26 protein-coding genes and 1 tRNA gene are annotated in these 26,218 nt (G+C 73.6%); 10 read left to right on the top strand and 17 right to left on the bottom strand.

What is annotated here, in order from left to right; translation table 11 throughout:
• Window positions 1-148: 148 nt before the first annotated feature.
• The 3 genes from ACFWN3_RS06985 (at window position 149) to ACFWN3_RS06975 (ending at window position 3,159) form a co-directional block, all read left to right on the top strand.
• Complete coding sequence (locus tag ACFWN3_RS06985; protein ID WP_377644705.1) at window positions 149-1,351, top strand: MFS transporter; 1,203 nt, start codon at window positions 149-151, stop codon at window positions 1,349-1,351.
• Between the two features lie 124 nt (window positions 1,352-1,475).
• Window positions 1,476-2,174 carry a metal-dependent transcriptional regulator gene (locus ACFWN3_RS06980; RefSeq protein ID WP_377644703.1) on the top strand — a complete coding sequence of 233 codons (699 nt, stop codon included), beginning with the start codon at window positions 1,476-1,478 and terminating at the stop codon, window positions 2,172-2,174.
• A gap of 202 nt (window positions 2,175-2,376) precedes the next feature.
• The gene (locus ACFWN3_RS06975; protein WP_377644701.1) at window positions 2,377-3,159 is read left to right on the top strand and encodes a hypothetical protein; all 783 of its coding nucleotides are present in this window, start codon (window positions 2,377-2,379) and stop codon (window positions 3,157-3,159) included.
• A gap of 95 nt (window positions 3,160-3,254) precedes the next feature.
• On the opposite strand, the gene ACFWN3_RS06970 is transcribed toward ACFWN3_RS06975, so the two are convergent.
• Both ACFWN3_RS06970 and ACFWN3_RS06965 read right to left on the bottom strand, forming a co-directional pair.
• Window positions 3,255-3,788, bottom strand: a complete 534-nt coding sequence (locus tag ACFWN3_RS06970) for an O-acetyl-ADP-ribose deacetylase (RefSeq protein ID WP_377644699.1) — start codon at window positions 3,786-3,788, stop codon at window positions 3,255-3,257.
• A gap of 31 nt (window positions 3,789-3,819) precedes the next feature.
• Window positions 3,820-4,257 carry a YdeI/OmpD-associated family protein gene (locus tag ACFWN3_RS06965; RefSeq protein WP_377644697.1) on the bottom strand — a complete coding sequence of 146 codons (438 nt, stop codon included), beginning with the start codon at window positions 4,255-4,257 and terminating at the stop codon, window positions 3,820-3,822.
• A 101-nt stretch (window positions 4,258-4,358) separates the two neighbouring features.
• Here ACFWN3_RS06965 and ACFWN3_RS06960 point away from each other — a divergent pair, with 101 nt between their 5' ends.
• Window positions 4,359-7,424, top strand: a complete 3,066-nt coding sequence (locus ACFWN3_RS06960) for an EAL domain-containing protein (RefSeq protein ID WP_377644695.1) — start codon at window positions 4,359-4,361, stop codon at window positions 7,422-7,424.
• A 24-nt stretch (window positions 7,425-7,448) separates the two neighbouring features.
• Here the strand turns inward: ACFWN3_RS06960 and ACFWN3_RS06955 are convergent, their stop codons facing one another.
• From ACFWN3_RS06955 to ACFWN3_RS06940, 4 genes are read right to left on the bottom strand one after another with little or no spacing between them, the layout of a single operon-like run.
• Window positions 7,449-9,236, bottom strand: a complete 1,788-nt coding sequence (locus tag ACFWN3_RS06955) for an acetyl/propionyl/methylcrotonyl-CoA carboxylase subunit alpha (protein ID WP_377644693.1) — start codon at window positions 9,234-9,236, stop codon at window positions 7,449-7,451.
• A gap of 23 nt (window positions 9,237-9,259) precedes the next feature.
• Window positions 9,260-9,466: an acyl-CoA carboxylase subunit epsilon gene (locus ACFWN3_RS06950; protein WP_377644691.1), complete on the bottom strand. Its 207-nt coding sequence runs from the start codon at window positions 9,464-9,466 to the stop codon at window positions 9,260-9,262.
• Window position 9,467: 1 nt separating this feature from the next.
• Window positions 9,468-11,081, bottom strand: coding sequence for an acyl-CoA carboxylase subunit beta (locus tag ACFWN3_RS06945; protein WP_377644689.1), 1,614 nt, complete (start codon window positions 11,079-11,081; stop codon window positions 9,468-9,470).
• Window positions 11,078-11,689: a biotin transporter BioY gene (locus ACFWN3_RS06940; RefSeq protein WP_377644687.1), complete on the bottom strand. Its 612-nt coding sequence runs from the start codon at window positions 11,687-11,689 to the stop codon at window positions 11,078-11,080. The genes ACFWN3_RS06945 and ACFWN3_RS06940 overlap by 4 nt, the downstream gene beginning before the upstream one ends.
• A 114-nt stretch (window positions 11,690-11,803) precedes the next feature.
• On the opposite strand from ACFWN3_RS06940, the gene ACFWN3_RS06935 reads away from it, so the two are divergent.
• Window positions 11,804-12,481: a TetR/AcrR family transcriptional regulator gene (locus ACFWN3_RS06935; RefSeq protein WP_377644685.1), complete on the top strand. Its 678-nt coding sequence runs from the start codon at window positions 11,804-11,806 to the stop codon at window positions 12,479-12,481.
• Window positions 12,482-12,533: 52 nt separating this feature from the next.
• Here ACFWN3_RS06935 and ACFWN3_RS06930 read toward each other — a convergent pair whose 3' ends face one another.
• The 4 genes from ACFWN3_RS06930 to ACFWN3_RS06915 form a co-directional block, all read right to left on the bottom strand.
• A complete protein-coding gene (locus ACFWN3_RS06930) occupies window positions 12,534-13,574 on the bottom strand; it encodes a zinc-dependent alcohol dehydrogenase family protein (protein ID WP_377644684.1) in 1,041 nt (346 codons plus the stop codon).
• A 76-nt stretch (window positions 13,575-13,650) separates the two neighbouring features.
• The gene (locus tag ACFWN3_RS06925; RefSeq protein WP_377644682.1) at window positions 13,651-15,042 is read right to left on the bottom strand and encodes an MBL fold metallo-hydrolase RNA specificity domain-containing protein; all 1,392 of its coding nucleotides are present in this window, start codon (window positions 15,040-15,042) and stop codon (window positions 13,651-13,653) included.
• Window positions 15,043-15,066: 24 nt separating this feature from the next.
• Complete coding sequence (gene ppdK, locus ACFWN3_RS06920) at window positions 15,067-17,736, bottom strand: pyruvate, phosphate dikinase (RefSeq protein WP_377644680.1); 2,670 nt, start codon at window positions 17,734-17,736, stop codon at window positions 15,067-15,069.
• 78 nt (window positions 17,737-17,814) lie between these two features.
• Entirely contained in the window at window positions 17,815-18,267 is a 453-nt protein-coding gene (locus ACFWN3_RS06915; protein ID WP_377644679.1) for a pyridoxamine 5'-phosphate oxidase family protein, read from the bottom strand.
• A 158-nt stretch (window positions 18,268-18,425) separates the two neighbouring features.
• Here ACFWN3_RS06915 and ACFWN3_RS06910 point away from each other — a divergent pair, with 158 nt between their 5' ends.
• Together ACFWN3_RS06910 and ACFWN3_RS06905 are read left to right on the top strand one after the other, a co-directional pair.
• The gene (locus tag ACFWN3_RS06910) at window positions 18,426-19,076 is read left to right on the top strand and encodes a response regulator (RefSeq protein WP_377645549.1); all 651 of its coding nucleotides are present in this window, start codon (window positions 18,426-18,428) and stop codon (window positions 19,074-19,076) included.
• Window positions 19,077-19,178: 102 nt separating this feature from the next.
• The gene (locus ACFWN3_RS06905) at window positions 19,179-20,042 is read left to right on the top strand and encodes a universal stress protein (RefSeq protein ID WP_377644677.1); all 864 of its coding nucleotides are present in this window, start codon (window positions 19,179-19,181) and stop codon (window positions 20,040-20,042) included.
• Window positions 20,043-20,081: 39 nt separating this feature from the next.
• Here ACFWN3_RS06905 and ACFWN3_RS06900 read toward each other — a convergent pair whose 3' ends face one another.
• The 3 genes from ACFWN3_RS06900 to ACFWN3_RS06890 form a co-directional block, all read right to left on the bottom strand.
• Window positions 20,082-21,008, bottom strand: a complete 927-nt coding sequence (locus ACFWN3_RS06900; protein WP_377644675.1) for a universal stress protein — start codon at window positions 21,006-21,008, stop codon at window positions 20,082-20,084.
• 231 nt (window positions 21,009-21,239) lie between these two features.
• A complete protein-coding gene (locus tag ACFWN3_RS06895; protein WP_377644674.1) occupies window positions 21,240-21,701 on the bottom strand; it encodes a DUF4395 domain-containing protein in 462 nt (153 codons plus the stop codon).
• Window positions 21,702-21,818: 117 nt separating this feature from the next.
• On the bottom strand, window positions 21,819-22,169 hold the full coding sequence (locus ACFWN3_RS06890; protein ID WP_377644672.1) for a phage tail protein: 351 nt from the start codon (window positions 22,167-22,169) through the stop codon (window positions 21,819-21,821).
• 48 nt (window positions 22,170-22,217) lie between these two features.
• On the opposite strand from ACFWN3_RS06890, the gene ACFWN3_RS06885 reads away from it, so the two are divergent.
• The gene (locus ACFWN3_RS06885; RefSeq protein ID WP_377644670.1) at window positions 22,218-22,670 is read left to right on the top strand and encodes a phage tail protein; all 453 of its coding nucleotides are present in this window, start codon (window positions 22,218-22,220) and stop codon (window positions 22,668-22,670) included.
• Between the two features lie 74 nt (window positions 22,671-22,744).
• Here ACFWN3_RS06885 and ACFWN3_RS06880 read toward each other — a convergent pair whose 3' ends face one another.
• Window positions 22,745-23,032: a hypothetical protein gene (locus ACFWN3_RS06880; RefSeq protein WP_377644668.1), complete on the bottom strand. Its 288-nt coding sequence runs from the start codon at window positions 23,030-23,032 to the stop codon at window positions 22,745-22,747.
• A gap of 48 nt (window positions 23,033-23,080) precedes the next feature.
• Entirely contained in the window at window positions 23,081-23,251 is a 171-nt protein-coding gene (locus tag ACFWN3_RS06875; protein WP_377644666.1) for a hypothetical protein, read from the bottom strand.
• Window positions 23,252-23,366: 115 nt separating this feature from the next.
• Here ACFWN3_RS06875 and ACFWN3_RS06870 point away from each other — a divergent pair, with 115 nt between their 5' ends.
• Together ACFWN3_RS06870 and ACFWN3_RS06865 are read left to right on the top strand one after the other, a co-directional pair.
• Entirely contained in the window at window positions 23,367-24,236 is an 870-nt protein-coding gene (locus ACFWN3_RS06870) for an aminoglycoside phosphotransferase family protein (protein ID WP_377644664.1), read from the top strand.
• Between the two features lie 115 nt (window positions 24,237-24,351).
• Complete coding sequence (locus ACFWN3_RS06865) at window positions 24,352-25,368, top strand: serine hydrolase domain-containing protein (RefSeq protein WP_377644662.1); 1,017 nt, start codon at window positions 24,352-24,354, stop codon at window positions 25,366-25,368.
• A gap of 64 nt (window positions 25,369-25,432) precedes the next feature.
• Here ACFWN3_RS06865 and ACFWN3_RS06860 read toward each other — a convergent pair.
• A tRNA-OTHER gene (locus ACFWN3_RS06860) sits at window positions 25,433-25,545 on the bottom strand.
• 177 nt (window positions 25,546-25,722) lie between these two features.
• Window positions 25,723-25,914, bottom strand: coding sequence for an excisionase family DNA-binding protein (locus ACFWN3_RS06855; RefSeq protein ID WP_377644660.1), 192 nt, complete (start codon window positions 25,912-25,914; stop codon window positions 25,723-25,725).
• Window positions 25,915-26,218: the final 304 nt, after the last annotated feature.

The following is a 26,218-nucleotide window of genomic DNA, read 5'->3' as shown; positions in this document are numbered from 1 at the left end:
AACCTACCGAGCAGCCTCGACGGACCGCGTCGTCCTCCACAGGCCTCGTGGGGTACCGGAGCAACGCCGCGCCGCCGGGCTCGCCCGGCGGTATATCTTGATGTCAAGATAAGTTGGTCGACGGCGAGCGACACGGGAGGGAGGGCGCGTGGCCGAGGAGTTCACCCTGCGGCGGATCGCGGTCCCGGCCTTCGGCCCGTCGATCATCTGGTCGGTCGGCGCGGGCGCGGTGCTGCCCGTCATCGCGCTGTCCGCCCGCGACCTCGGGGCATCGGTCGGCCTCGCCGCCCTCTTCGTCGGCCTCGGCACCCTCTCGGAGTTCGTCTCCGCCGTCCCGGCCGGGGTCGTCGTCGAGCGGATCGGTGAACGGCGTGCCCTCGTCCTCGCCGGGGTCGCCGACGCCGCCGCCTGCCTCCTCGCCCTCCTCGCGCCGAGCCTGTGGGTGCTCGGCCTGGCCGTCGTCCTCACCGGCCCGTCGGGGGCGGTCTTCCTCCTCGCCCGCCAGTCCTACCTCACCGGAGCCGCACCGGTGCACCTGCGGGCCCGGGCCATGTCGACCCTCGGCGGGGTCACCCGGATCGGCCTGCTCGTCGGACCCCTCATCGGGGCGCCCGTGGTCGCGCAGTGGGGCCCGCGCAGCGCCTTCTCCATCGCCGTCGTCGCGGGACTGCTCGCCGCCGCGGTCGCGTGGGGCGCCGGCGACCTGGGGGCGAGGGGGAGCGGCGGTCCCGCGAGCGAGCGGATGCCGGTCGTCGAGGTCGTCCGCCGCCACCGCCACGTCCTGCTCACCGTCGGGCTCGGGGTCCTCGCCATCGGGCTCGCGCGCTCGGCGCGGGTCGTCGTCGTCCCGCTGTGGGCCGAGCACGTCGGCCTCACCGCGGCGCAGACCTCGCTCGTCTTCGCGGCCGCCGCGTTCGTCGAGGTCGTCCTCTTCTGGCCGGCGGGCACCGTCATGGACCGGCACGGCCGGGTCTGGGTCGCCGTCCCCGTCGCGGCCCTGGTCGGCCTGGGCCTCGTCGTCCTGCCGCTGACGACCACGCTCGCCGGGGTCGCCGTCGTGGCGCTCCTCATGGGCGTCGGCAACGGGCTCGGGTCCGGCATCGTCATGACCCTCGGCGCCGACGCCGCCCCGGCGGTCGGCCGCGCGCCCTTCCTCGGGCTCTGGCGGCTGCTCTCCCTCGTCGGGCACAACGGGGCGTCGGTCGTCGTCGGCGCGGTCGCGGCGGTGGCGTCCATCGGGACCGCGAGCGTCGTCGTCGGCGCACTCGCCCTCGCCGGAGGGGCGTGGCTGTGGAGGTGGCTTCCCGAGTTCGACCCCCGCCGGCGCCCGGCTCCGCCCCCGACTCCCTGATCCCGCCGCCGCCCCCGACTCCTGATGCCGCCGCGACCCCTGACCCCGGGGTCGACGCCACCCCACCCGTGCGCACGCGGACTGGGGGCCGCGGCTGTCCGAGGCGCCCCGTAGGCTGGGACGCGTGACGGACCTCATCGACACCACGGAGATGTACCTCCGCACCATCTTCGAGCTCGAGGAGGAGGGGATCACGCCGCTGCGCGCCCGCATCGCCGAGCGCCTCGGGCACTCCGGCCCCACCGTCTCGCAGACCGTCGGCCGGATGGAGCGCGACGGGTTGCTCCACGTCGCCGGCGACCGCCACCTCGAGCTGTCCGAGCACGGCCGGCTCCTCGCGACCCGGGTCATGCGCAAGCACCGCATCGCCGAGCGGCTCCTCGTCGACGTCATCGGCCTCGAGTGGGAGTTCGTCCACGACGAGGCGTGCCGCTGGGAGCACGTGATGTCCGAGCGGGTCGAGCGCAAGATCCTCGAGATCCTCCCCGACCACGCGCTCTCGCCCTACGGCAACCCGATCCCCGGGCTCGAGGAGCTCGGCGACCTCGGCGAGCGCATCGACTTCCGCCACGGCCTCACCACCCTCGACGACATCGCCACCGACACGGTCGCCACCGTCGTCGTGCGGCGGATCGGCGAGCCGGTGCAGGTCGACGGCGAGGCCCTCGGGCTGCTCACCGCGGCCGGCCTCATGCCCGGCCAGCCGGCCCGGGTCCGCCGCGACGGCACGCGCGTCGTCGCCTTCCGCGACGGGGCGCCGGAGTCCACGGGCGTCTCGCTGCCCAGCGACATCGCCTCGCACGTCTTCGTCCAGGCGACCTGAGACACACCGCCCCGGCCTGAGAGAGCGCTCAGGCCGCGTCCGAGATGACGAAAGCCGCAGGTCAGCGGCCTGGGACCGGACTCGGCCACGGGACCGTCCTCGGTCACGCGTCTCGATCCCCGTTACCGGAATGTGACGTTTCGCCGTCCCGTGGCCTACGGTGGTCCAGATCAGTACCCGCCCCGGAAGGCAAGTCCCACCCGTGTCACGATCTCGTGTTCCCGGTCGCCGCCGTGCTCCAGGTGCCGTCCGCCGTCTCCCTGACGGGTTCCAGCGCCGCAGTGCGTCGTGGGCCGTCAAGTCCATCGCCAGCCTCGGTGTCGTCGCCGGTGCCGCCGCAGCCCTGGCCCTCCCCGTGGGGGCCGAGCCCGGTGCCGCAGCGCTGAGCCTGCCCACCACGACGAGCGCCGCCCTCGAGGGCCGCGCCTCCGAGGTGGCCTCCCGCTCGGCCTCCCGCGCCGCCCAGGCGCCGGCCCCGGCGGTCTCCGCCCCGGCCGATGCCGCGCCGGCCGCCCCCGACCAGGTGGGTGTCTTCGGCGTCAAGGCCGTCGCCAAGCCCAAGCCGAAGCCGAAGCCGACCGTCGAGGAGACGTCCTCGTCCTCGTCGTCGAGCAGCAGCTCGAGCCGGGCCGTCAAGGTCAGCGGCGTCGGCATCTCGAGCCGGTGCTCGGGCATCGGCCTCGTCAACGACGCGGCGCGCCTGTGCACCGCGGTCCACGCGAACTTCAACCCCTCGAGCATCGGCGGCTTCCGCGCCGGCGCGGGTGAGCACGGCACCGGCCACGCGGTCGACATCATGATCACCAGCTCGTCGCAGGGTGACGCCATCGCCCAGTTCGTCCAGGCGAACGTCGGCACCTTCAACGTCAAGTACCTCATCTGGCAGCAGCGCTACTGGGCGCCGGGCGAGGGCTGGAGCACGATGGAGGACCGCGGGTCGCCGACCCAGAACCACATGGACCACGTCCACGTCACGGTCAACTGACCACGCGGCGCCGCGCGCCGCACCCCCGACGGGCCCCCACCTCACGGTGCGGGGCCCGTCGGCGTCCCGGGGCCCTCGTCCGGTGGCGCCCGCCCTCAGGTGCCGGTGTGCCGGGTGAGCGCCGCCGTGAAGGCGTCGAGGAGCCGCTGCGAGAACAGGACGAAGCGCACGAGGTCGAGACCGGGCGCGGCCGCGGTGTCGGCGAGGACCGCCGTGACCGCCACCTCGGCGACCTCCCGCCCGTCCCAGCCGTAGACCCCCGCGCCCACCGCGGGCAGGGCGACGCTGCGGGCGCCCACCTCCCGGGCGACCGCGAGGCTGCGGGTGAAGCAGGAGGCGAGCAGCGCCGGGTCGGTCTGCCCGCGGTGCCGGTTCGGACCGACCGTGTGGATGACGTGGCGGGCCGGCAGCGCCCCGGCACCGGTGGCGACGGCGTCCCCGACGGCCAGCCCGTCCGGGAGGGTGGTGCGGCGCAGCCGGCGGCACTCCTCGAGCAGGGCCGGTCCCGCGGCCGCGTGGATGGCGCCGTCGACACCCCCGCCGCCGAGGAGCGCGGAGCTCGCCGCGTTGACGACGGCGTCGACATCCTGGGTCGTGATGTCGCCCCGGACGGCCTCGATGCGCGTCATCGCCGCGGCGAAGGCGGGACGGTCCCGGCCATCACCCGGTGAGCGCCGCGACGACGGCCTCGATGCGTCGCGCGCGCGTCTCGGGCCTCTTCGCCCCCAGGACGGCCTCGGCGTGAGCCCGCCGGGCGCTGAACGTCAGCCGGTCCCAGCCGGCCGCCGCAGCGGGTGCCGCGGTGAGCGCCGCGGCGAGGTCGTCGGGCACCTCGACCGTGCGCGGGGCGGTGTCGACCTCCACGGTGACCGTGTGCGTCTCGCCCGCGGCCACCCCCGCCGCCTCGCGGTTCGCCGCGCTGACCCCGAGCCAGAACTGCCCGCCCATCGCCGCGATGCTCGTGCGCCACGTGTGCGTCCCGAGGGTCGCGACGACCTTCGGGCGACGGCCGGCGCCCAGCTCGTCGACGAGGGCGTCAGGGACGACGAACCCGGTGGTCGTGCCCCCGGTCGCCTGCAGCGGTGCCGTGAAATCCATGGGAGCAGTGTGGCCCGTGTTCCGTGTTCGGGCGACGCATCCGCGCGACGGACCCCATACTGAGGACGGCAGGGGTGCCCGTGGCCCGTAGTCCGAGAGGCGTGGAGACGTTGGTCCGCAGAACGGCGGTGTTCACCGCCGCCTACGCGCTCGCGATCGTCGTCGGGCGCCTCACGGTGCTGCCCGAGACCGGGCTGGCCCTCTTCTGGCCGGCCGCGGGCATCGGCGTCGTCTGGGCGCTGCGTGCCGTCAGCACCCAGGAGCGCCTCGTCGTCGGCGTCCTCGTCTGGGTCATGGCCACGGTCGGGAACGCGCTCACCGGGGTGCAGGTGTGGTCCTCGCCGATCATCGGCCTCGCCAACGTCCTCACCGTCGTCGGGACCGCCTCCGCGTACGTCTGGCTCACCGACCGCTACGCCGCGGCCAGTGCCGACTGGACCCGGGGGGCGCCACCGTTGCGGCGGCTCGGGGACGTCGTCCGCTTCCTCATCGCCGCCGCCTCCGCCGTCGTCCTCAGCTCGGGCATCGGGATGGTCGCGCTCACCGTCGGCGGCACGAGCGTGTCCGCGCAGACCGCCCTCGGCTGGGTGCTGCGCAACGGGGCCGCCGTCATCGTCATCGCCGGTACCGGCCTCGCCCTGCAGGACGCGCGCTCGCTCATCACCCGCCGGCACCTCGCCGAGGCCGTGCCGATCCTCGTCGTCGCCGGCTTCGTGCTCTGGCTCGTCTTCGGTCCGGGCCGCACCGTCTCGCTCTCCTTCCTCCCGCTGGCGGTCCTCGTCTGGGGCGGCCTGCGCCTCCCCGTCCCGCTCGCGGCGCTCCACGGCGCCCTCACCGCGATCGTGACGCTCGTGCTCGTCCTCGTGACCCCCGGGGGCCCGTTCGGCGACGTCGGCGACGTCGCCGGGCAGGCCCTGACCCTCCAGGCGTTCATGCTCCTCGCGACGGTCCTCACCCTCGTGCTCTCGACGACCCAGTGGGAGCGGGACCGCCTCGTCGCCGACGTCGCCGACGCCGGACGGACCGCGCGCCGCCAGGCCGAGGACCTCCGCGTCATCACCGAGACGATCCCCGACGCCCTCGTCGTGCTCGACGGCGACGGCAGCGTCGTGCTCCACAACAACGCCGCCCGGCGCTGGCTCGCCGTCGCCGAGGACAGCACGACCGGCCGGCTCGACGCCTACGTCGCCCCGCCCCGCAGCCGGGTCGACGGCTCCGTCCTCCCGGCGGGTGAGCGGCCCTCGCGCATCGCGCTCTCCGGTGAGACGGTGCGCGGCCTCGTCGTCGAGGCCGACGACATGCACCGCGGCCAGCCGCGCCTCGTCTCCGTCGACGCCGCGCCCCTCGCCGACACCGCCACCGGCGTCCCCGACCGGGCGCTCCTCGTCCTGCGAGACGTCACCGACGAGCACCGCCGCCTCGACGACCTGCGCGCCGCGCACTCCCGCACCGAGCGGCTCATCGCCGACGCCCCGCACGGTGTCGCGGTCCTCGACCTGCGTGGGGTCGTGCTGCAGGTCAACGAGTCGCTCATGACGATGGTGGGCCGCGAGGTCGACGACCTCGTCGGCCGCCCGTTCGGCGACCTGGCCCCCGACAACAGCGACGAGGTGGCCCGCCACCTCGGCGACGCCGTCCTCCACCCGGGGCTGCGCGTCGCCGGCGAGTGGACCATCCCCGGGCCCCTCGGCGAGGACGTCCACGTGTCGCTGACGAGCCGGGTCATCTCCTCCCAGGCCGACGAGGACGTCATCCTCGTCAACGTGGTCGACGTCTCCGAGCGTCGCCAGTACGAGCAGCAGCTCTCCCACCTCGCCGACCACGACGTCCTCACCGGGCTGCCGAACCGTCGCCGGTTCGACCTCGCCCTCGAGGAGCACCTCGCCCGGTGCGCCCGCTCCGGGCCCACGGGCGCGCTCATCCTCATGGACCTCGACCACTTCAAGGAGGTCAACGACACCCGTGGCCACGACGCCGGCGACGAGCTCATCGTCTCCGTCGCGGCGCTGCTGCGTGGGACGCTGCGCGAGACCGACCTCGTGGCGCGGCTCGGTGGCGACGAGTTCGCCATCCTCCTGCCCGATGCCGACCGCTCCGGGGCCGGCCACGTCGCCGACTCCATCGTCGAACGGGTCCGCGACAACAGCCGCACCCTCGAGGGAGCGGCGCGGCGCGTCACCGCGAGCATCGGGGTCGTGACCTTCGCGGCGGCCGCCGCCCGCACCGAGAACATCCTCGCCCTGGCCGACATGCTCATGTACGACGCCAAGGAGGCCGGCCGCGACCGGTTCGCCGTCCTCGACGACAGCAACGGCGTCCAGCCGCGGACCTTCGCGGCGATGGAGTGGAAGTCCCGCATCGAGAACGCCCTCGAGAACGACCTGTTCGAGCTCTACCTCCAGCCGGTGCTCCACCTCGACACCGGCCGGATCACCGGGGCCGAGGCGCTCATCCGGCTCGTCGACCGCGAGGTCGCGGTCGCGCCGGGGGCGTTCATCAAGGTCGCCGAGCGGGCGGGGCTCGCCCCGGCCATCGACGGGTGGGTCGCCCGCAACGCCGCCGACATGCTGGCCCGCCTCCTGCGCATCGACCCCGACATCCGGCTCGGCATCAACCTGTCGGCGCACTCCATCGGGGACCCGTCGATCTCGCTCACCCTCGAGAGCCTCCTGCGCGAGAAGGGGGTCGACGCCAGCCGCCTCGTCGTCGAGGTCACCGAGACCGCGGCCGTGTCCGACGTGCGGGCCGCCCGGCGCTTCGCCGAGCCGCTGCGGGCGCTCGGGGTGGAGTTCGCCCTCGACGACTTCGGCTCCGGCTACGGCTCGTTCTACTACCTCAAGCACCTCAGCTTCGACACGATCAAGATCGACGGCGAGTTCGTCAAGGGCGCCCACGAGTCGGCCGTCGACCGCGCCATCCTCCGGTCCGTCCTCGGCATCGCCCGCTCGCTCGGCAAGCGGACCGTGGCCGAGTTCGTCACCGACGAGGGCGCGCTCAACGTCGTGCGGGAGCTCGGTGTCGACTTCGCGCAGGGCTACCTCATCGGGGAGCCGGTGCCGTTCGAGAAGTTCGTCGCGACCCACATGGGGGAGGAGCGCAGCCAGTGGCTGGGCATCCCCGAGGTCGTCGACGACGGGCGCCCCCGCCCGGCGTTCAGCCACCGCTGACGGGTCGACCTCGCTGCGCCGGGGTCAGCTCTGGGGGTCGGTGATGTCGCAGAGGATGGCGCCGTTGGTGACGGTGGCGCCGATGGTGGCGGTGAGGTTGGTGATGGTGCCGGTCTTGTGGGCGGTGAGGGGTTGTTCCATCTTCATGGCTTCGAGGACGACGACGAGGTCGCCGGCGGTGACGGTGTCGCCGTTGGTGACGGCGACCTTGACGATGGTGCCTTGCATGGGGGCGGTCAGGGAGTTGCCGGAGGCGGCGGTGCCGGTCGTGGTGCCGGCGCTGCGGCGGGGGGCTTTCTGACGTGACCCGCCACCGGTGCCGCCGCTGCTGCTGGTGCTGGTGGTGAGGCCGGCGGGGAGGGTGACCTCGAGGCGTTTGCCGTCGACCTCGACGATGATGCTCTGCCGTGGCGGGGTCTGGGGTGTGGTGTCGGTGGTGGGGCCGGTCCAGGGTTCGATGGTGTTGTCGAACTCGGTCTCGATCCAGCGGGTGTGGACGGTGAAGGGCTGGTCGGGGTCGGTCGGGGCGAACGCGGGGTCGGTGACGACGGCTTGGTGGAAGGGCAGCACGGTGGGCATGCCCTCGATGACGAGCTCGGCCAGGGCGCGGCGGGCCCGCTGCAGGGCCTGGGTGCGGGTGGCGCCGGTGACGACGAGCTTGGCGATCATGGAGTCGAACGCGCCGGCGACGGTGTCGCCGGCGATGATGCCGGCGTCCCAGCGCACGCCGGGGCCGGTCGGCACCGTCATCCGGGTGACCGTGCCGGGCGCCGGGAGGAAGCCGCGGCCGGCGTCCTCGCCGTTGATGCGGAACTCGATGGAGTGCGCGTGCGGGGCCGGGTCGGGGTAGCCGATGGGTTCGCCGTCGGCGATGCGCAGCTGCTCACGGACCAGGTCGATGCCGGTGACCTCCTCGGAGACCGGGTGCTCGACCTGCAGGCGGGTGTTGACCTCCAGGAAGGAGATGTCGCCCTGCGGCCCGATGAGGAACTCGCAGGTCCCGGCGCCGACGTACCCGGCCGCGGTCAGGATCTCCTTGGACGCCCGGACCAGCTCGGCGTGCTGCTCAGGCGTGAGGAACGGGGCGGGGGCCTCCTCGACGAGCTTCTGGTTGCGGCGTTGCAGCGAGCAGTCGCGGGTGGAGACCACCACGACGGTGCCGTGGGTGTCGGCCAGGCACTGGGTCTCCACGTGCCGGGGGTGGTCCAGGAACCGCTCGACGAAGCACTCGCCGCGCCCGAACGCGGTGACCGCCTCACGCACCGCGGACTCGAACAGCTCGGGGATCTCCTCGATGGTGCGCGCGACCTTCAGGCCGCGCCCGCCACCGCCGTACGCGGCCTTGATCGCCACCGGCAGGCCGTGCTCGGCCGCGAACGCCACGACCTCCTCGGGCCCGGCCACCGGGTCCGCGGTGCCGGGCACCAGCGGGGCGTTGGCGGCCAGGGCGATGTGGCGCGCCTTGACCTTGTCACCGAGGGAGTCGATGGCCTCGGGGCCGGGTCCGATCCAGGTCAGCCCCGCGTCGATCACCTTCTGCGCGAACTCGGCGTTCTCCGCGAGGAAGCCGTACCCCGGGTGCACCGCGTCGGCGCCGGCCTGCCGGGCGACCTCGATGAGCTTGTCCTGCAGCAAGTACGAATCCGCCGGGGTCGTGCCGCCGAGGGCGTACGCCTCGTCGGCGACGCGCACGTGGAGGGCGTCGCGGTCGGGGTCGGCGTACACGGCGACCGAGCGCACGCCATGATCCCGACACGCACGCGCGATCCGCACCGCGATCTCTCCACGGTTGGCGATGAGGACTGTCTTCACGTTCTCTCCCAGGGGTGTTCGGGTCAGCGGTGCGGGTGTCGCCAGGCGCCGGGTCCGGCGGTGACGGGGCTGCGCAGGGTGGCGGTTCGCACGGCCCAGCGGGAGCGGTCGGGCTCCGGGTTCGTGTCGTCGCCTCCCGACAGGGCGCCCAGGACCGTGACGATCGCGGCGACCTCCTCGGGGGTGGCGCCGCCGGTCACGGTGAGTGTCGTGGGGTGGGTGGTGTCCATGTCAGAGTGGGATGTTTCCGTGTTTCTTGGGGGGCAGGCTCTGGCGTTTGGTGCGCAGCGCGCGCAGGGCTTTGGTGATGTTCAGGCGGGTGTTGGAGGGGGTGATGACGGTGTCGATGTAGCCGCGTTCGGCGGCGATGTAGGGGTTGGCCAGGGCGTCTTCGTAGGCGGTGATGAACCGTGCGCGGGCGTCCTCGAGGGACTCGCCGCGTTCGGCGGCTGCGGTGAGCTCTTTGCGGTAGAGGATGTTGACCGCGCCCTGGGCGCCCATGACCGCGATCTGGGCGGTGGGCCAGGCCAGGTTGATGTCGGCGCCGAGGTGTTTGGAGCCCATGACGTCGTAGGCGCCGCCGTAGGCCTTGCGGGTGATGACGGTGACCAGGGGGACGGTGGCCTCGGCGTAGGCGTAGATCAGCTTGGCGCCGCGGCGGATGATGCCGTCCCATTCCTGGTCGGTGCCGGGCAGGAACCCGGGCACGTCGACCAGGGTGAGGATCGGGACGTTGAACGCGTCGCAGGTGCGCACGAACCGGGCGGCCTTCTCGCTCGCGTCGATGTCCAGGGTCCCGGCGAGGGCCATGGGGTTGTTGGCGACGATGCCGACGGCGTGGCCCTCCACCCGCCCGAAGCCGGTGACGATGTTGGGCGCGAACAGCGGCTGGACCTCCAGGAACTCCGCGTCGTCGACGACGGCGTCGATGACGGTGCGCATGTCGTAGGGGACGTTGGCCGAGTCCGGGATCAGGGTGTCTAGGGCGGCATCGACCTCGGTGACCGCCAGGTCGTTCTCGCCCCCGAACACCGGCGGGTCCTCCATGTTGTTGCTCGGCAGGTAGGACAGCAGCGCCTTGACGTACTCGATGGCGTCGTCCTCGTCGGCGCCCATGTAGTGCGCGACCCCGGACCTGGTGTTGTGGGTGCGCGCCCCGCCCAGGTCCTCCATCGCCACGTCCTCACCGGTCACGGTCTTGATCACGTCGGGTCCGGTGATGAACATGTGGGAGGTGCCGTCGACCATGACGGTGAAGTCGGTGACCGCCGGGGAGTACACCGCCCCACCGGCGCAGGGCCCCATGACCAGGGAGACCTGCGGGATCACCCCCGAGGCGTGGACGTTGCGGCGGAAGATCTCCCCGTACAGCCCGAGCGAGACCACCCCCTCCTGGATGCGGGCCCCACCGGAGTCGTTGAGGCCGACCACCGGGCAGCCGACCTTCATCGCGAAGTCCATGACCTTGCAGATCTTCTCCCCGAACACCTCGCCCAGCGACCCCCCGAACACGGTGAAGTCCTGCGCGAACACCGCCACCGTGCGCCCGTCGACCGTGCCGTACCCGGTGACCACCCCGTCACCGTACGGGCGGTTCGCGTCCGCCCCGAACGCCACCGACCGGTGCCGCGCGTACTTGTCCATCTCCACGAAGCTGCCCTCGTCCAACAACAACGCCAGCCGCTCACGCGCCGTCCCCTTGCCCCGCGCGTGCTGCTTGTCCACCGCCCGCGCCGACCCCGCCTGCGCGACCTCCGCCACCCGCCGCTTCAGATCCGCCAGCTTCCCCGCCGTCGTCGAGGTGTCGATGCCCTCGGGCACGTCGGTGCCACCGATGGCGCTCATCGCGACTCGTCGCGCGACTCGACCGCGCCGACGACCTTCCACGCCGCCGGGAGCACTCCCGCGGCGAGGAGGGCCTTGAGCGCGTCGCCGAGGAGGAAGGGCAGCATCCCGGCCGCGACGGCCGCGCCGAGCGACATCCCGGTCCAGGCAGCGAGCCAGGTGACGCCGCACGCGTAGATCGCAGCCGAGGCCGCGACGGCCACGGCCAGCTCGCGGACCACCGAGCGGTCGGCGCCGCGGCGCGCGCCCAGCCCGGCGATGGCCGCGGCGGCGAGGAAGCCGACGAGGTAGCCGCCGGTGACGCCGAAGAGGACCTCGACGCCGTGGGCGCCCTGGGTGAACACCGGGAGGCCGATCACCCCGAGGAGGAGGTAGAGCGCCTGGCTCGCCACGGCCCGTCCGGGGCCGAGCGCGGCTCCGACGAGGAGCACCGCGAAGGTCTGTCCGGTCACCGGGACGGGGGACCCCGGCACGGGAAGCGCCACCTGGGCCGCGAGCGCCGTCAGGGCGGCGCCCGCCGCGACGGTGACCCCGGTGCGGGTCAGGGCGCGGGGGAGCACGACCTCCGCGAGGACGGTTCGGGGGTGGGGCACGGCGAGGGTCGACATGGCGCTGCTCCATCGGGTCGGTGGTGGTACGCAGTATCATGCATACGGAACTGAGTCCCATCGCAAGGCGGGGGCCGACGGATGAGACGAAGGTCTCGGTGGTGAGGTGGCCCGATGACGACGGCACGCGAGCGGCTGGCCGACGCGGCCCTGGCGCTCTTTGAGGACCGCGGCTACGACGACACCACCGTCGACGACATCGCCGAACGGGCCGGCGTCGGGCGCAGCACCTTCTTCCGGCACCACCGGAGCAAGGAGGACGCCGTCTTCCCCGACCACGACGACCTCCTGCGCCGGGTCGCGGCCCGGCTCGAGAGCTCGGGTGCGGGGACGGCCATCGCCGCGGTCACCGACGCCGTGCGCCTCGTCCTGCTCCACTACGTCGCCGAGGGGGAGCGGGCCCGCCGGCGGTACCGGCTCGTCACCGCCATCCCGGCCCTGCGCGACCGCGAGATCGCGAGCGTCGCCCGCTACCAGCGCCTCTTCCGTGAGTTCATCGTCGACTGGATGGGCGAGGAGGGCGGCTCCGCGCTGCGCGCCGAGCTCATGGCCGCGTCGGTCGTCGCGGCGCACAACCACGTGCTGCGCCGGCACCTGCGCGGCGAGACCTCCGACCCCGTGGCCGAGGTCGAGGCGGCCCTGGGCCAGGTCGTCACGCTCTTCACCCCGGAGGACGGCCGGAGGCCGGGGGGCACGACGCTCATCGCCCTGACGAGCGACCGACCGGTCGCCGACCTCCTGCCCGACCTCCGTCGCGTCCTGGGCGTCGAGACCGCCGGCCCCGCCGACTGAGCCCGGAGCCCGGAGGACGACGGCCGAGGGCGCGCCGCGCACCCGGTGCGCGTCAGGCGGTGAGGACCACCTTGAGTGCCTGCGTCGTCGCCGCGTCGGCGAACACGTCGTAGGCCTCGGGGAAGTCCGCCATGGCGAACCGGTGGGTGACGAAGCGCGCCACGTCCACCTGGCCACTGGCGACCAGTCGCAGCAGGGTGGGCGTCGAGCTGGTGTCGACGAGCCCGGTCGTGATCGTGACGTCCTTGATCCAGAGGTCCTCAAGGTGGAGGACGGCCGGTTGGCCGTGGACACCGACGTTGGCCACGGTCCCGCCCGGCCGGACCAGGGCCGTGCACTGCTCGAAGGTGGCGGGGACGCCGACGGCCTCGACGGCGACATCGGCGCCGAGACCATCCGTGAGCGCCCGGACGACGGCGACCGCGTCCTCGAGGGAGGGGTTGACCGTGACGTCGGCGCCGAACTGCTTGGCGGCCTCGAGGCGGGAGTCCGCGATGTCGACCGCGACCACGTGGGCCGGGCTGAACAGCCTGGCTCCCATGATGACCGACAGCCCGATGGGCCCGGCCCCGACGACGACGACCGTCTGTCCGGGCGAGACCCTGCCGTTGAGCACCCCGACCTCGTAGCCCGTCGGTCCGATGTCGGCGAGCATGAGGACCTCCTCGTCACTCACCCCCTCGGGCACGAGGAACGTCGAGGTGTCCGCGAAGGGCACGCGGACGTACTCCGCCTGGGTGCCGTCGATGAGGTGGCCCAGGATCCAGCCGCCCCCTCCGAGGCACTGCCCGTAGCGGGCTTCGCGGCAGAACCTGCACCGGCCGCACGACGTGATGCACGAGACGAGGACGCGGTCCCCGGGCTTGACGTTCCTGACGCCCGGCCCGACCTCGACGACCGTGCCGACCGCCTCGTGGCCGAGGATCCGCCCGTCGGTGACGGCCGGGACGTCCCCCTTGAGGATGTGCAGGTCGGTACCGCAGATGGTGACGGCGTCGACCTTGACGATGGCGTCCGTGTCCGACGTCAGGGTGGGGTCGGGCACCTCCTCCCAGGACCGCTGCCCCGGGCCGTGGTACACGAGTGCTTTCATGACTCTCCTCTCGCGGGACACCCGCGGTGGCGTCCCGCGTCCAGTCCATCGCCCCGGCGTGGGGCGCGGCAGGGGCTTAGGTCCCGGTGCGGCCCTCGTCGGCGACGACGCGTTCGCCCAGCCGCGGGACCACGACGACGCAGTCCAGCGCCGCTCGGACCCGCTCCGCCAGGGCGGCGGCGGCGTCGGGCTCACCGTGGACGAGGTAGACGGTCCGTGGCGGTGTGGGCATCTCCAGCAACCAGCGGAGGAGCTCGTCCGCGTCGGCGTGGACGGAGAACTCGTCGTCGCTCACGACCTCGGCGCGGACCCGGACGTACTCACCCATGATCTTGACCTGGCGGGCTCCCTCGAGGAGGTCGCGACCTCGCGTGCCGACGGCCTGGTACCCCGTGAGGACGACGCAGTTGCGCCGGCCGGGGAGCAGCTGTCGCAGGTGGTGGACCACGCGCCCCCCGCTCGCCATGCCCGACGCGGACACGATGACGCACGGGGCGCCCGGGTTGTTCAGCGCCCGTGACTCCTCGGCGGTGTGGGCGGTGCGCAGCTGCCGCAGGACGGACAGCTCGTCCAGCCCGGAGCCGGCCAGCTCGGACCGCGCCTCGGGTCGGGAGTAGACGTCGAGGGCGCGCAGGGCCATGGGGCTGTCGACGTACACCGGGACGTCCGGGATCGAGCCGGCGGCTCGCAGCCGCGCCAGCGCGAGGAGGACGAGCTCGGTGCGGTCGATCGCGAAGGCCGGGATGACGACCGACCCCCCTCGCTCGATGGTGCGCGTGACGGCCGCCCCGAGTGCGGTGTGCAGCCCGTCGCTCGCGGGGTGGGTGCGGTCCCCGTACGTCGACTCGAGGACCACGGTCCGGGCGGCGGGCGGGCGGGCCCGGGGCCGCAGGAGGGGGTGAGCCGGTCGGCCCAGGTCCCCGGAGAACAGGATGCTGCTCCCGCCGACCTCGACCAGGGCGGTGGCCGAGCCCAGGACGTGGCCGGCGCGGTCGAACGTCACCGAGCCGCCTCCCGCGAGGTCGAAGGCCACGGTGAACGCCCGCGAGCGGAGGAGGTCGATCGCCCGTTCGGCGTCGACGGCGTCGTAGAGGGGGAGGGGCGGGTCGTGGCGGGACCACCGGCCCGCGGCCGCGTGGACGGCGTCCTCCTCCTGCAGGTGCGCACTGTCCCGCAGCACGATGCCGGCGAGCTCCGCCGTGCCGTGCGTCGCCCACACCGGGCCGCCGTACCCGTGGCGGGCCAGCGCCGGGAGGTATCCGCAGTGGTCGAGGTGGGCGTGCGTGAGCACCACGTCGTCGAGCTCGGCGGCGGGCACGGGTGGGGGTTCCCAGTTGAGCCGTCGCCAGCGACGCTCACCCTGGTAGAGGCCGCAGTCCACGAGGAGGCGGCTGGTCCCGTCCTCGACGAGGAACTTGCTCCCCGTCACCGTGCCGGCCGCACCGAGGAAGGTCAGGGTCGTCGTCATGCGTGCTCCGTCCCGCTGCTCGGATCATCTGGTGTCGGTGGTGGGGTGCCGGCGTACGGCGGCCCGACCGGCCTCCAGGCGGGCGATGGGCACCCGGGGCGGGGAGCAGGAGACGTAGTCGAGGCCCACCTCCGCGAAGAAGTGGATCGACGCGGGGTCGCCCGCGTGCTCCCCGCAGGCACCCAGCCCGAGGGCGGGCCTGGCGCCCCGTCCGAGCCGTACCGCCGTCCTGATGAGCTCGCCCACCCCGACCCGGTCGAGCGTGACGAAGGGGTCGAGGGTGAGGAGGCCCTCGCGGCGGTAGGTGGCGAGGAAGCCGGCCTCGGCGTCGTCGCGGGAGATCCCCCACGTGGTCTGGGTCAGGTCGTTGGTGCCGAAGGAGAAGAACTCGGCGTGCCCCGCGAGCGCGTCGGCCGTCAGGGCGGCCCTGGGCAGCTCGATCATCGTCCCCACCGGCGGAACCGGCGCGACGGCGGTGTCCCGCAGGGCCCGCGTGATGTGCGACCTCGCGACGGCGAGCTCGCTCTCGATGGCGACCAGCGGCACCATGATCTCGGGGCGCGGGTCGAGCCCTCGGTCCCGGAGCGCGGTGGTCGCCACGGCGAGAGCGCGCACCTGCGCGACGACGAGCTCCGGGAGGACGGTGAGGAGCCGGACCCCGCGCAGCCCGAGCATCGGGTTCGTCTCGTGCCACCTCCTCACGGTGGCCAGGCGGGCGTCCTGGGCCTCGTCCACCACGTGTCGCGCCTCCCGGCGCCCGGCGTCCGTCGCGAGCTCGACGAGGTCGGGAAGGAACTCGTGCAGCGGCGGGTCGAGCAGTCGCACCACCACGGGCAGCCCGTCCATGGTGGCCAGGATCGCCTCGAACTCGCGGGTCGCGAGCTCCTCGATCTCCGCCAGGGCGTCCTCGCGGCGGTCGTCGACGACGACGCGCTCCACGAGCTCTCGTCGGGGGCCGAGGAGCATGTGCTCGGTGCGGCACAACCCGATCCCCTCGGCGCCGAGCCGTCGGGCGAGGAGGGCGTCGGCCGCCGTCTCCGCGTTGGCGCGGACGCCGAGCGTCCTCCGCGCGTCGGCGTGCTCGAGGATCGTCGCGACGGCGTGGACGAGCGCGTCGTCGTGGTCTCGGGCCGTCGAGTCCAGCGCGAGCGCGACCGGGCTGGGGGAGGCCTCGAGGGCCCCGAGGTAGATGACGCCGCTCGTCCCGTCGACGGAGAGCACGTCACCCTCGGTGATGACGACGCCGTCGGCGGTGACGGCGCGACGCGCGGCCGGGTCGACGACCAGCCCGCCCACGGACGTCACGCACGTCCGGCCCAGGCCGCGGGCGACGACCGCCGCGTGGGAGGTCAGCCCGCCGCGGGCCGTCACGACCGCTTCGGCGGCGATGATCCCCGCGAGGTCGTCGGGAGAGGTCTCGACCCTGACCAGGACCGGGGCCGTCCCGCCGGCCCGAGCCGCGACGGCCCTCGCCGGGTCGAACACGGCCACCCCCACCGCGGCGCCCGGGCTGGCCGGCAGACCGCGCGCGAGCACCACCCCGGACTCCGCGTGCTCGAACCGCGGGTGGAGCAGGGCCTCGAGCTGGTGACCGTCGACGCGACACAGGGCTTCGTCCGCCGTGATGAGGCCCTCGTCCACCATGTCGACGGCGATGCGGAACGCGGCTTCCGGACTGCGCTTGCCGACCCTGGTCTGGAGCAGGAAGAGCCGGCCGTTCTCGACGGTGAACTCGACGTCACACAGGTCCCGGTAGTGCTGTTCGAGCGTGGCGAGGTGCCCGAGGAGCTGACCGTGCAGGGCGGGCTCGTGGGTGCCGAGCTCGCTGAGGGGCAGCGTGGTCCGGCTGCCGTTGACCACGTCCTCCCCCTGCGCGTCGGGCAGGTAGTCGCCGTAGGCGCCGGGAGCTCCGGTCGCGGGGTCGCGGGTGAAGCACACGCCGCTGCCCGAGTGCTCACCGGTGTTGCCGAACACCATCTCGACGACGTTGACGGCGGTCCCCAGCGTCTCGGGGATGCCCTCGTGGGCCCGGTACGTCCGGGCCCGCTCGCCCGTCCAGGACCGGAACACGGCGGTGATGGCGTCGTCCAGCTGCCGGCGGGGGTCCTGGGGCAGCTCGGCGCCCCCGTCCTCGAGGAGGACCGCCCGGAACCGGGTCACCAGGCCCTCGAGGGCCTCGGTGGGCAGGTGCGCGTCGTCGACGGCTCCGTAGCGGGAGCGGGCCTCGGCGAGCAACGAGTCGAAGGCCCCGGCGTCGACGCCCAGCACCGTGTGGCCGTACATCTGCAGCAGTCGCCGGTAGCAGTCCCAGGCGAAGTGCCAGCCACCCCGGCTCGCCAGGCCGGGCAGCGTCCGGTCGGTCAACCCCACGTTGAGGACGGTCTCCATCATCCCCGGCATCGAGAACCGTCCCCCCGATCGGACCGACACGAGCAGGGGGTCGCTGGCCGAGCCGAAACCCCGTCCGGACGGGGCCTCGAGCCCGGCCACCGCCGTCGACACCAGGTCGCGCAGCTCGGGGGGGAGGTCACCGGTCGTGAGGAAGTGGCGACACGCCTCGGTCGTGATCGTGAAACCGGGAGGCACGGGGAGCCCCAGGCGGGTCATCTCGGCCAGGTTGGCGCCCTTGCCGCCGAGCAGGTCGGCCTGGGACGCGTCGCCGCGTGCGAACGGGAGCAGCAGTGGAGTGGTCACCAGCCCATCGTCGGAGCCCGTCGCGGACCCGGTAAGGGACCTTTGGCCCCCGTTGTGGCCCCGGCCGGCACGCGCACCTCAGGATGCGGGGTCCGGGCCCTGACGACGGAACCCTCCGGCGACGCGGAAACGGCGACCGGTGATCCGGTCCGGCACGATGCGCACCATCTGGGGCTTGGGCCCGCCCTGCCACGGGACGATCGTCAGCTGGAGGGCGTCGACGACCTCCTCGATCCGCAGGATGCTCCGGCCCGTTCCGTGGACGACGACGCTCCAGGCCTCCCCGGTGCCGGCGTCGTACCCGTCGACCTCGAACGCCACCGGCAGCCCCACCGATCCCGAGAACTTCGTGCCGGAAGCCGTCCGCAGGACGACGGTGCCGTGGTCGACCACGTGGTTCACCGGGAAGATCTCCGGACGTCCCTCGACCACGACGGCCAGCCGGCCGACGGGCGACTCCCGCAGGAGCGCCAGGCACTCGTGGGTCGGGATCTCGCGCACGTCGCCGGGTTCGCCGGTGCTGTCGGTCATGCGGCCAGCATCCTCCGACCATCACGTCCCGGACAGGGGCGAAGGTCCCTCGGGACCGTGGCGATCTGGGGACCTTCGACCCTGCCGGTGGGTCGTGGCCCTCCCTAGGCTCTCCATCAGGACAAGGTGTGAGCCGAGGACGACGGGCGGTGGGAGTGGTGCCGGTGCGGGTGTTCCTCCTCGATGACCACGAGATCGTGCGCAGGGGACTTCGGGACCTGCTGACCGGGACGCCCGGTTTCGACGTGGTCGGGGAGTCCGGGTCCGCTCGCGAGGCGGCGAGACGCATCCCCGCCCTGCGACCCGATGTCGCGGTCTACGACGTCCGGCTCCCCGACGGGTCGGGCGTCGAGGCCTGCCGCGAGGTGCGTTCCGTCGACCCGTCGATCGCCGGGCTGATCCTCACCTCGTTCGACGACGAGCAGGCGCTCGCCACCGCGGTCCTCGCGGGCGCGTCCGGTTTCCTGCTCAAGGACATCAGGGGCAACGGGCTCGTCGACGCGATCCGGCGGGTCGCCGCCGGGGAGAACCTCCTCGACACCGAACGCGCCGACCGGCTCCGGGAGGCCTGGAGGAGCGCCACCCCCGTCGACCGCCGGCTGAACGAGCTGAGCCCCCAGGAGCGGCGCATCCTCGACCACGTGGCAGCCGGGCTGACCAACCGCCAGATCGGCTCCGCGATGCACCTGGCGGAGAAGACCGTGAAGAACTACGTGACCTCCGTGCTCGCCAAGCTGGGGATGGAGCGCCGCACCCAGGCCGCCGTCTACGTGGCGACCCACCAGGGCGTCAGGACGGCACTGCGCTGAGCCCGGGAAGGACGGGCCGAAGGTCCCGGGTCCACCGTCGTCCGTGGGCCCACAGTGGTGTCACGTCGGGTACCGCCGACCATCCAGAACCGTGAGGTGTCCATGAGCACGCAGAACGACCCCGACCTCGTCGTCGTGGGCGCCGACGGGTCCTGGCAGAGCCAGAAGGCGGTGCGGGCCGCCGCCCGGGAGGCCGCGACGAGCGGGAGCCCGCTGCTCCTCCTCACCGTCGCCGCCGGGGAGCTGGCCGCCGGCGGCCTGGCGCAGCTGCGCCGGATGGAGGAGGACGCCATGGTCCTCGCGCATGCGACGTCGCAGCGGGCGGTGCAGCTCGTCGGCGCGCACCCCGACCTCCGCGTCGACTCCGCCGTCGTGGGCGCCACGGACGCGCCCGAGCTCGACGCCGTCGTGGACCGGACCCGTCTCCTCGTCCTGGGTGACCACGGTCGCCGGGGAGAGGCCGCGTTCGCCACCGGGTCGACGAGCGCTGCTCTCGCGCGACGTTTCAGGTCGCCGGTGCTCCTGCCACGGCTTTACGGGGGGATGACGGACCCCGGCCCGGACCGCTCCGCCACGGTGCACGTCGGTCTCGGTGCTCGACGGGACGAGAGCGACCTCCTGCGGCTCGCCGCGCGTCAGGCAGCGAACCGGGGGTCGGACCTCGTGGTGCTGCACGCGGTGCCCGTGACCCACGACGCCGCCCGGGAGCGAGAGGCCCTCGAGGCCGCATGGCGTGCCGTCCGCCTCGTTCCCGAGTGCGAGGAGGTGACGTGCCGGCTCGAGGTCGTGCGGGGGGACCCCGTGGGCGCGCTGCTCGACCGGTGCGGACCCGACGACGTCCTCGTGGTCGGGACGCGAGGCGGGGGGACCTTGGCCGGCCTGGTCCGGGGGTCCGTCGCGCGAGGGGTCCTCGACGGACTGCCGTGCGACGTCATCGTCGTCCCGCCGTGGGCCCGGGTCACGTGACCCGGTGGCGTGACGGGCGTGACCGTCGTGGCGCAGGCCTCAGGCGGCGTGCTCCGCGGACCGCACCACCATCACGGGGGCGTGGGCGCGGCGGAGGAGGCCCTGGCTCACGGAACCGAAGACCAGCCCGGCCAGCTCCCCGCGGCCGTGGGTGCCGACGACGACCAGCTCCGCGCCGTGGGAGGCCTCGACGAGCGCCTGCAACGGGTCCGCCATCACCGTGTGGCAGTGCGCGACGACGTCCGGGAAGTCCGCGGCGCAGCTCGCGACCACCTCGGCGGTCGCCTGCTCCGCCCGGGACGAGAGCCGCTCGATCTCCGCGCCGGGCGCGTCGCTCGGGAGGGCGGCGCTGTCCCACTCGACGTGCCAGGCGTGGACCACGGTCACGGGCTGGTGGAGGCGGGCGGCCCGCCGGAACGCGGTGGTGATGGCTGCCCGACTCCCCGCGGAGCCGTCGGCGCCGACGACGACGCCCCGGCGCTCGTCGGCGGGAGGCAGCCCGTCGCGCACGATGACGACCGGGCAGTGGGCGCGAGCGGCCACCTCGACCGCGGTCGACCCCATGAGGACCCGGCCCAGCGCGCCGTGCCGAGGGGCGCCCACGACGAGCACGGAGGACGATCGCGACGCGCGGACGAGGTGCTGCGCCGGCGAGCCGATCAGGCTGTGGAGCGACGGCTCGGGTCCGCGTCGCTGCCCCGCGGCCCTCGACGCGGCCTCGACGAGCACCGGGTCCTCGGTCGCCGCGGGGACGACGCCGAGGGCGGCGGACCCTCGCCAGGCGGGCTCGACGTGGTGGACGTGGATGACGTCGGTCGCCACCCGGGTGGCGACCGCCTCGCTCAGGGCCCAGTCGAGAGCAGCCCAGCCGTTGCCGTCGCCGTCGAGGCCGACGGTCACGGGGAGGCCGACCTCGCGAGGGAGCGTGTCGGACGTGGTGGTCTTCGATGCAGGTGAGCCGGACATGGTGTCGTCCCTTCGACATCGCCCGAACCGCTTTCGGGCCCTTGAGGCCATCGTGGGACGGGTCCGGGCGGCCCGACAGGGACCTTCGGCCCGGTGCCGGAGCCGGGCCGGGAAGCAGCGCCCTCGGGCGACCCCGGGTCGACGGATAGCGGCACGCCCCTCCTCAGGGTTCCGGTGGGGCCGCGAGCCATCCGTCGTCGCCCTCGCCGGCGACGAGGATCGACCCGCTGCTCAGGGCCACCTCCGCGGGAGGACGGCGTACACCGTGCAGCCCAGGCACAGCCCCGTGGAGGCATGAAGTGCCGTCATGCCGAGGGCGAGCGCCGTCAGCGCGCACCCGGCCACGTCGAGGCCGACGACGAAGCAGGCGAGGGCCGGCACGGTGACGACGAAGCCGAGGAGCTGGGCGAACCTCGGCGGCCGGGCGTCCTCGAGCGCGGTCGGGGGTCCGATCCGCGGCCAGATGAACCGGGCGTAGAGCTGCGCCCACAGCGACCACTGGAAGCTGACGAAGGCGGTGAAGGCGAACACGGCCACCTGCGACCCGAGCAGTCCGAGGCCCAGCGGGCGAACCGCGCCGACGGTGAGCAGGACCACCGCGAGGACGACGGCGGTCGCCCCGGCGCTGAACCGCGTGAGGCGCGGGTCGACGTGGGCGCGCAGTGGGCACGCGCCGATGAGGGTGCCGGACACGAGGATCTCCGGGAGGGTGGGGCCAGCTCTTCGGACCCAGCGTAGGACGCCACCGTCACGGCGCTCAACCGTCGCGCAGGGCGGCGGCCGGCGACGTCCCCCGCCCGTGGCCGAACGTCAGCCCGGGCGCACCTCATCGGCGCCGAGCACGAGCTCCTCGACGGCCACTCCCACCGACAACGCGTCGAGCGTCGGACCGGTCCAGCGGACGGGCCGCGCGCCGACGAGCACGTACCGGGCGGCCGGCTCGCGGCGCGCGTCCAGCACGGTGATGGTCACCCTCCGCGGCTCGGGACGGCGAGCCCACTCGAGCAGGGCGCCGTCACCGGTCACCCCGCGGCGCAGGGTCACCGTGGCCGTCGGGGCGGCCCCGGGCTCGAGCACGAGGCCGGTCACCTCGCTGCAGCCGACCTCGGCGTCGCCGAGCTCGACCTCGAAGCCGCTGGCGCCGAGCGGGTCTGCGTCCATGCCGACGAGGCTATCGACGCCCCCTCGGCAGGAGTACCTTCAAGGCGCATGGCGTCCCGCGACAACCCCTACGGCAGCTTCAACTTCCTGGTCACGCTCGGCGACACCGGTGGTGAGGACCAGGTCGCCGGCGGGTTCTCGGAGGTGAGCGGCGTCTCGAGCGACGTCGTCTACGCCGAGTACCGCAACGGCAACGACCGGGAGAACCACGTCCGCAGGATCCCCACCCTGAACAAGACCGGTGACGTGACCCTGAAGCGTGGGGTGATCGGCGACCCGCGCCTCTTCGCCTGGTTGAAGGCCACGCGGGAGGGGACGATCTCGCCCCAGAAGGTCACCATCACCCTCCTGGACGAGAGTCGAGACCCCGTGTCCTCCTGGGTGCTGCACCGGGCGCAGCCGAAGCGGTGGACCTCACCCGCGTTGTCGGCCACCGGCGCGGACGTCGCCGTCGAGGAGCTGGTCCTGGTCTGCGAGCGGCTCGACTTCACGCAGCCGTGAGGCGGACACCCCGATGGGTGCCCACCGACGCCGCCCGACGGCGCACCTCCACCTGACAGCCACGGGGAGGACCGCTACGGCCGGGCGAACGACCACACGGGTGCCACCTGCATCTGCCCGTCCGGCAGCCCGACGTCGGTGATCAGGGCGCGCAGAGTGTGGTCGACGTAGGCCACGCCCTCCGCCTCCGAGCGCCAGACGTCGGACACGACGAAGCCGTCGCCCTCCGGATGGACCACGTGGGACATGAGGCGGGCGGGCGGTCCGCCGGCGGCGTCCATCGCCTTCCCCACGCGGTCGTCCAACGCGTCGAACTGTTCCCGGGTCGCGGGAGCCACGGTGAGCCTGATGACGACGGCCATGCGCACAGTGTCCCGCTGTGGTCGCGGAACGGGAAGCACCTGCCGCGGTCAGGCTGCGGTGAGGCGGACGACCTTCTCGGTGAAGTAGCGGACCTCGCCGTCGGCGTCCTCGACCCCGACGAGGAACGTCCCCGCCGGGGTTGCCCGGACGTCGACGACCAGGCCTCGTCCGTGCGGGGTGGTCACGTCGGCTCCGGGGGTCAGCACGGTCTGGCTCATGGGACCGATGATGCGCGCGTCGGGCGGCCGTCCGCCTCCCCCTGAGGACGGAGACGCGCCGCTGCCCGTCACCACCTGGTGGCGGTGGGGCCGGGGAGCCCCTACGGTCTCGTCGATGCCCATCGACGCCCCGCTCGTCCGCGCCCTGGTGGCGGACCAGTTCCCCCAGTGGGCAGACCTCGACGTCCGGCCGGTGCCGGTGCAGGGGCACGACAACCGGACCTTCCGCCTCGGCGGGGACCTGGCGGTGCGGCTGCCGAGCGGGGAGGGCTACGTCGCCGGCATCGCCAAGGAGGACGCGGCCCTCCCGCTGCTGAGCCGGCACCTCGAGACGCCGGTGCCGGTGCCGGTCGCGACGGGTGCTCCGGGGCAGGGGTTCGCCTGGCCGTGGTCGGTCCGGCGCTGGCTCGACGGCGTCTCCCCCGATGACGACGGCCGGCTCGACCGGGTCGCCCTGGCACGGGACGTGGGTGCCTTCCTCCGCGCGCTGCGAGCCGTGCCCGCCGCCGACGGACCTCGCGCCGGGCTGCACTCCTTCCACCGCGGGTGCCACCCGTCGGTGTACGGGCCCGAGGTCGAGGACGCCCTCTCCACGCTGGACGGCGCGGTCGACGTCAGCAGGTGTCGCGCCATCTGGCAGGACGCGGTGGCCAGCCGCTGGGCAGGGCAGCCGGTGTGGTTCCACGGCGACCTCGCGGTCGGCAACCTGCTCGTGCGCGACGGCCGGCTGTCGGCCGTCATCGACTTCGGCACCTGTGGGACCGGCGACCCGGCCTGCGACCTCGTGTTCGCCTGGACCTTCCTCCGCGGGGAGGAGGAGCGAGGTGCGTTCGCCGACGCCGTCGCGACCGACACCGACACGTGGCGACGGGCCCGGGGCTGGGCCCTCTGGAAGGCGCTCGTGACCGTGTCGGACCCGGAGCCGCGGCCCTCGCTGGACCTCCAGCGAGCGGCACTCGAGGAGGTCCTCGCTGGGTGGTCGTAGCGGAGCGCTGTCACCCGCCACCCGTCCACCACGTCCGCCGTGGCCGGCGAGAGGGAGCGACCGACCGGCGTGGGCCGCGGGGGCACGCGCCGGGGACCTGAGGAGTTGAGGGTGCATGGACGCCCCCACCGACGGCCCCCGGACGGGCGGCGACCCGGCTCTCGCAGCGGAGGCCAGCCGCCTCCTGGGTCGCCACCACCCACGGTTCGTCGTGGCTCTCGCCCATCCTTACCACGGCGCACGGACCGCCTCGGTCGGGCTGCCCGTCGACGCCGACGTCGAGATCGGGTCGGTGTCGAAGGGCCTGACGGGCCTGCTGTTCGCCGACGCCCGTGACCGCGGGGAGGTCGCCGACGACACCCCGCTCGGGGACCTCCTTCCGCTCGGTGACGGTCCGACCGCGTCCGTGACCCTCGGGGCCCTTGCCGTCCACCGTTCAGGGCTCCCGCGCCTGGCCGCCGGGAGCGCCGGAGTCCGGCGTACCTGGGACCTCGTCCGCCGCGGTGCCAACCCGTATGGGCAGACCCTCGACGAGCTCGTCGACGCCGCGCGGGTCACTCCGGTGGGGCGGCCCCGACCGCGGTACTCGAACCTGGGTTTCATGCTGCTCGGCCACGCCGTGGCCGCCGCCGCCGGCCGCAGCTACGCCGACCTCCTGCGCGAGCGACTGACCGGGCCCCTGGCCATGTCCTCGACGACCGTCCCCGCGTCGCCGGAGCTCCTCGGCCCGAGCGCCGTGCTGGGGCGCACGAGGCGTGGACGCGAGCGCGAGGCGTGGACCGGCGAGGCCGTGGGGCCAGCCGGAGGTGTCCGCTCGACCGCGGGCGACCTCGGGCGCCTCCTCGGGGCGCTCCTCGACGGCACCGCGCCGGGCGTCACCGCCCTCGACCCCGTCACCGACCTCCGCGGCTCGCGGCTGCGCATCGGTGCCGGGTGGATGACGATGACGCGCCGGGACGTCGATCTCACCTGGCACAACGGGGGAACCGGTGGCTTCAGCAGCGTCGTCGTCCTGGACCGCGCCGCGGGTGCGGGCGTCGCCCTCGTCACGGCGACGCCTCGGTCCGTCGACGGCGTGGGGATGCAGCTGCTGCAGCGGATGGTCGACGGCACCTCACGCGTCGGTGCGTAGCGACCCTGCGGGGACGACGTCGTGAGCGGGTGGACCCGCGGCTCGCCGGCGGGTGGTGTGAGGGTGCCCCCGGCAGGATTCGAACCTGCGACACCTTCTTTAGGAGGGACGCCGGAAACTGTCCGAAGAAAGGCTCTGACCTGCGGAAACGTCAGCCGTCGATCGCTGAGCTGGGGCCGCGTGCCAGATATGTGCCATATACGCAGGCCAGCCGTGTCGTTTCGTGTCCCAGGAGGGCGCCGAGTGGGCCGTGGCGACGAGATCGGCGTCTCACGATTCGACACGGCTTCCTTCGCGCCAGGCCACGGACGGACGGCCTGACGCGACGCCAAGTGTGCCTGGTCTCCGGCGACGTCAGTGGAAACTGGGCACCCGCACCATGAGGCGATCGACATCCTCGGGGTCGAGCCGGATGACCCTCGGGCCGGCCCGATAGGCGGTGAGCTCGCCCATGGCGATCCGACGCCGAAGGGTTCGGATGCTGAGTCCCGTGCGCTTGGCGGCGTCCGCGAGCGACTCGTACTGGCGTTGACTGGTCTGAGTCATGGTGGCCTCCTGTGACTCCCAATGCGCAGCCGCGACGCTCCAGGGACAGGTCCGGCCGGCGGACTTTCACTTGGTCATCAACGATCGAACATGCCGATGGTCGCTGGTTGCCGCAAACTTCCGCGCCATCACCGCGACGGCGCAGAAACTCCGAGATGACGCAGATATACGTGCGCCCTGCGTGAACTTCTGCGTCATCACCGTGGTGGCGCGGTACTTCCTGATCTGCCGCGATCAGCATGGATCGCCTGAGGTCGATCATCATGTGGAACCTCTCAGTCAGGCCTGCGACTTGTCGCAACTT

It is taken from the genome of Oryzobacter terrae, assembly GCF_042756445.1.
Taxonomy (GTDB): Bacteria; Actinomycetota; Actinomycetes; order Actinomycetales; family Dermatophilaceae; genus Oryzobacter; species Oryzobacter terrae.
Note: the sequence above shows the minus strand (reverse complement) of the source record. Positions and strands in the feature narration are given on the sequence as shown.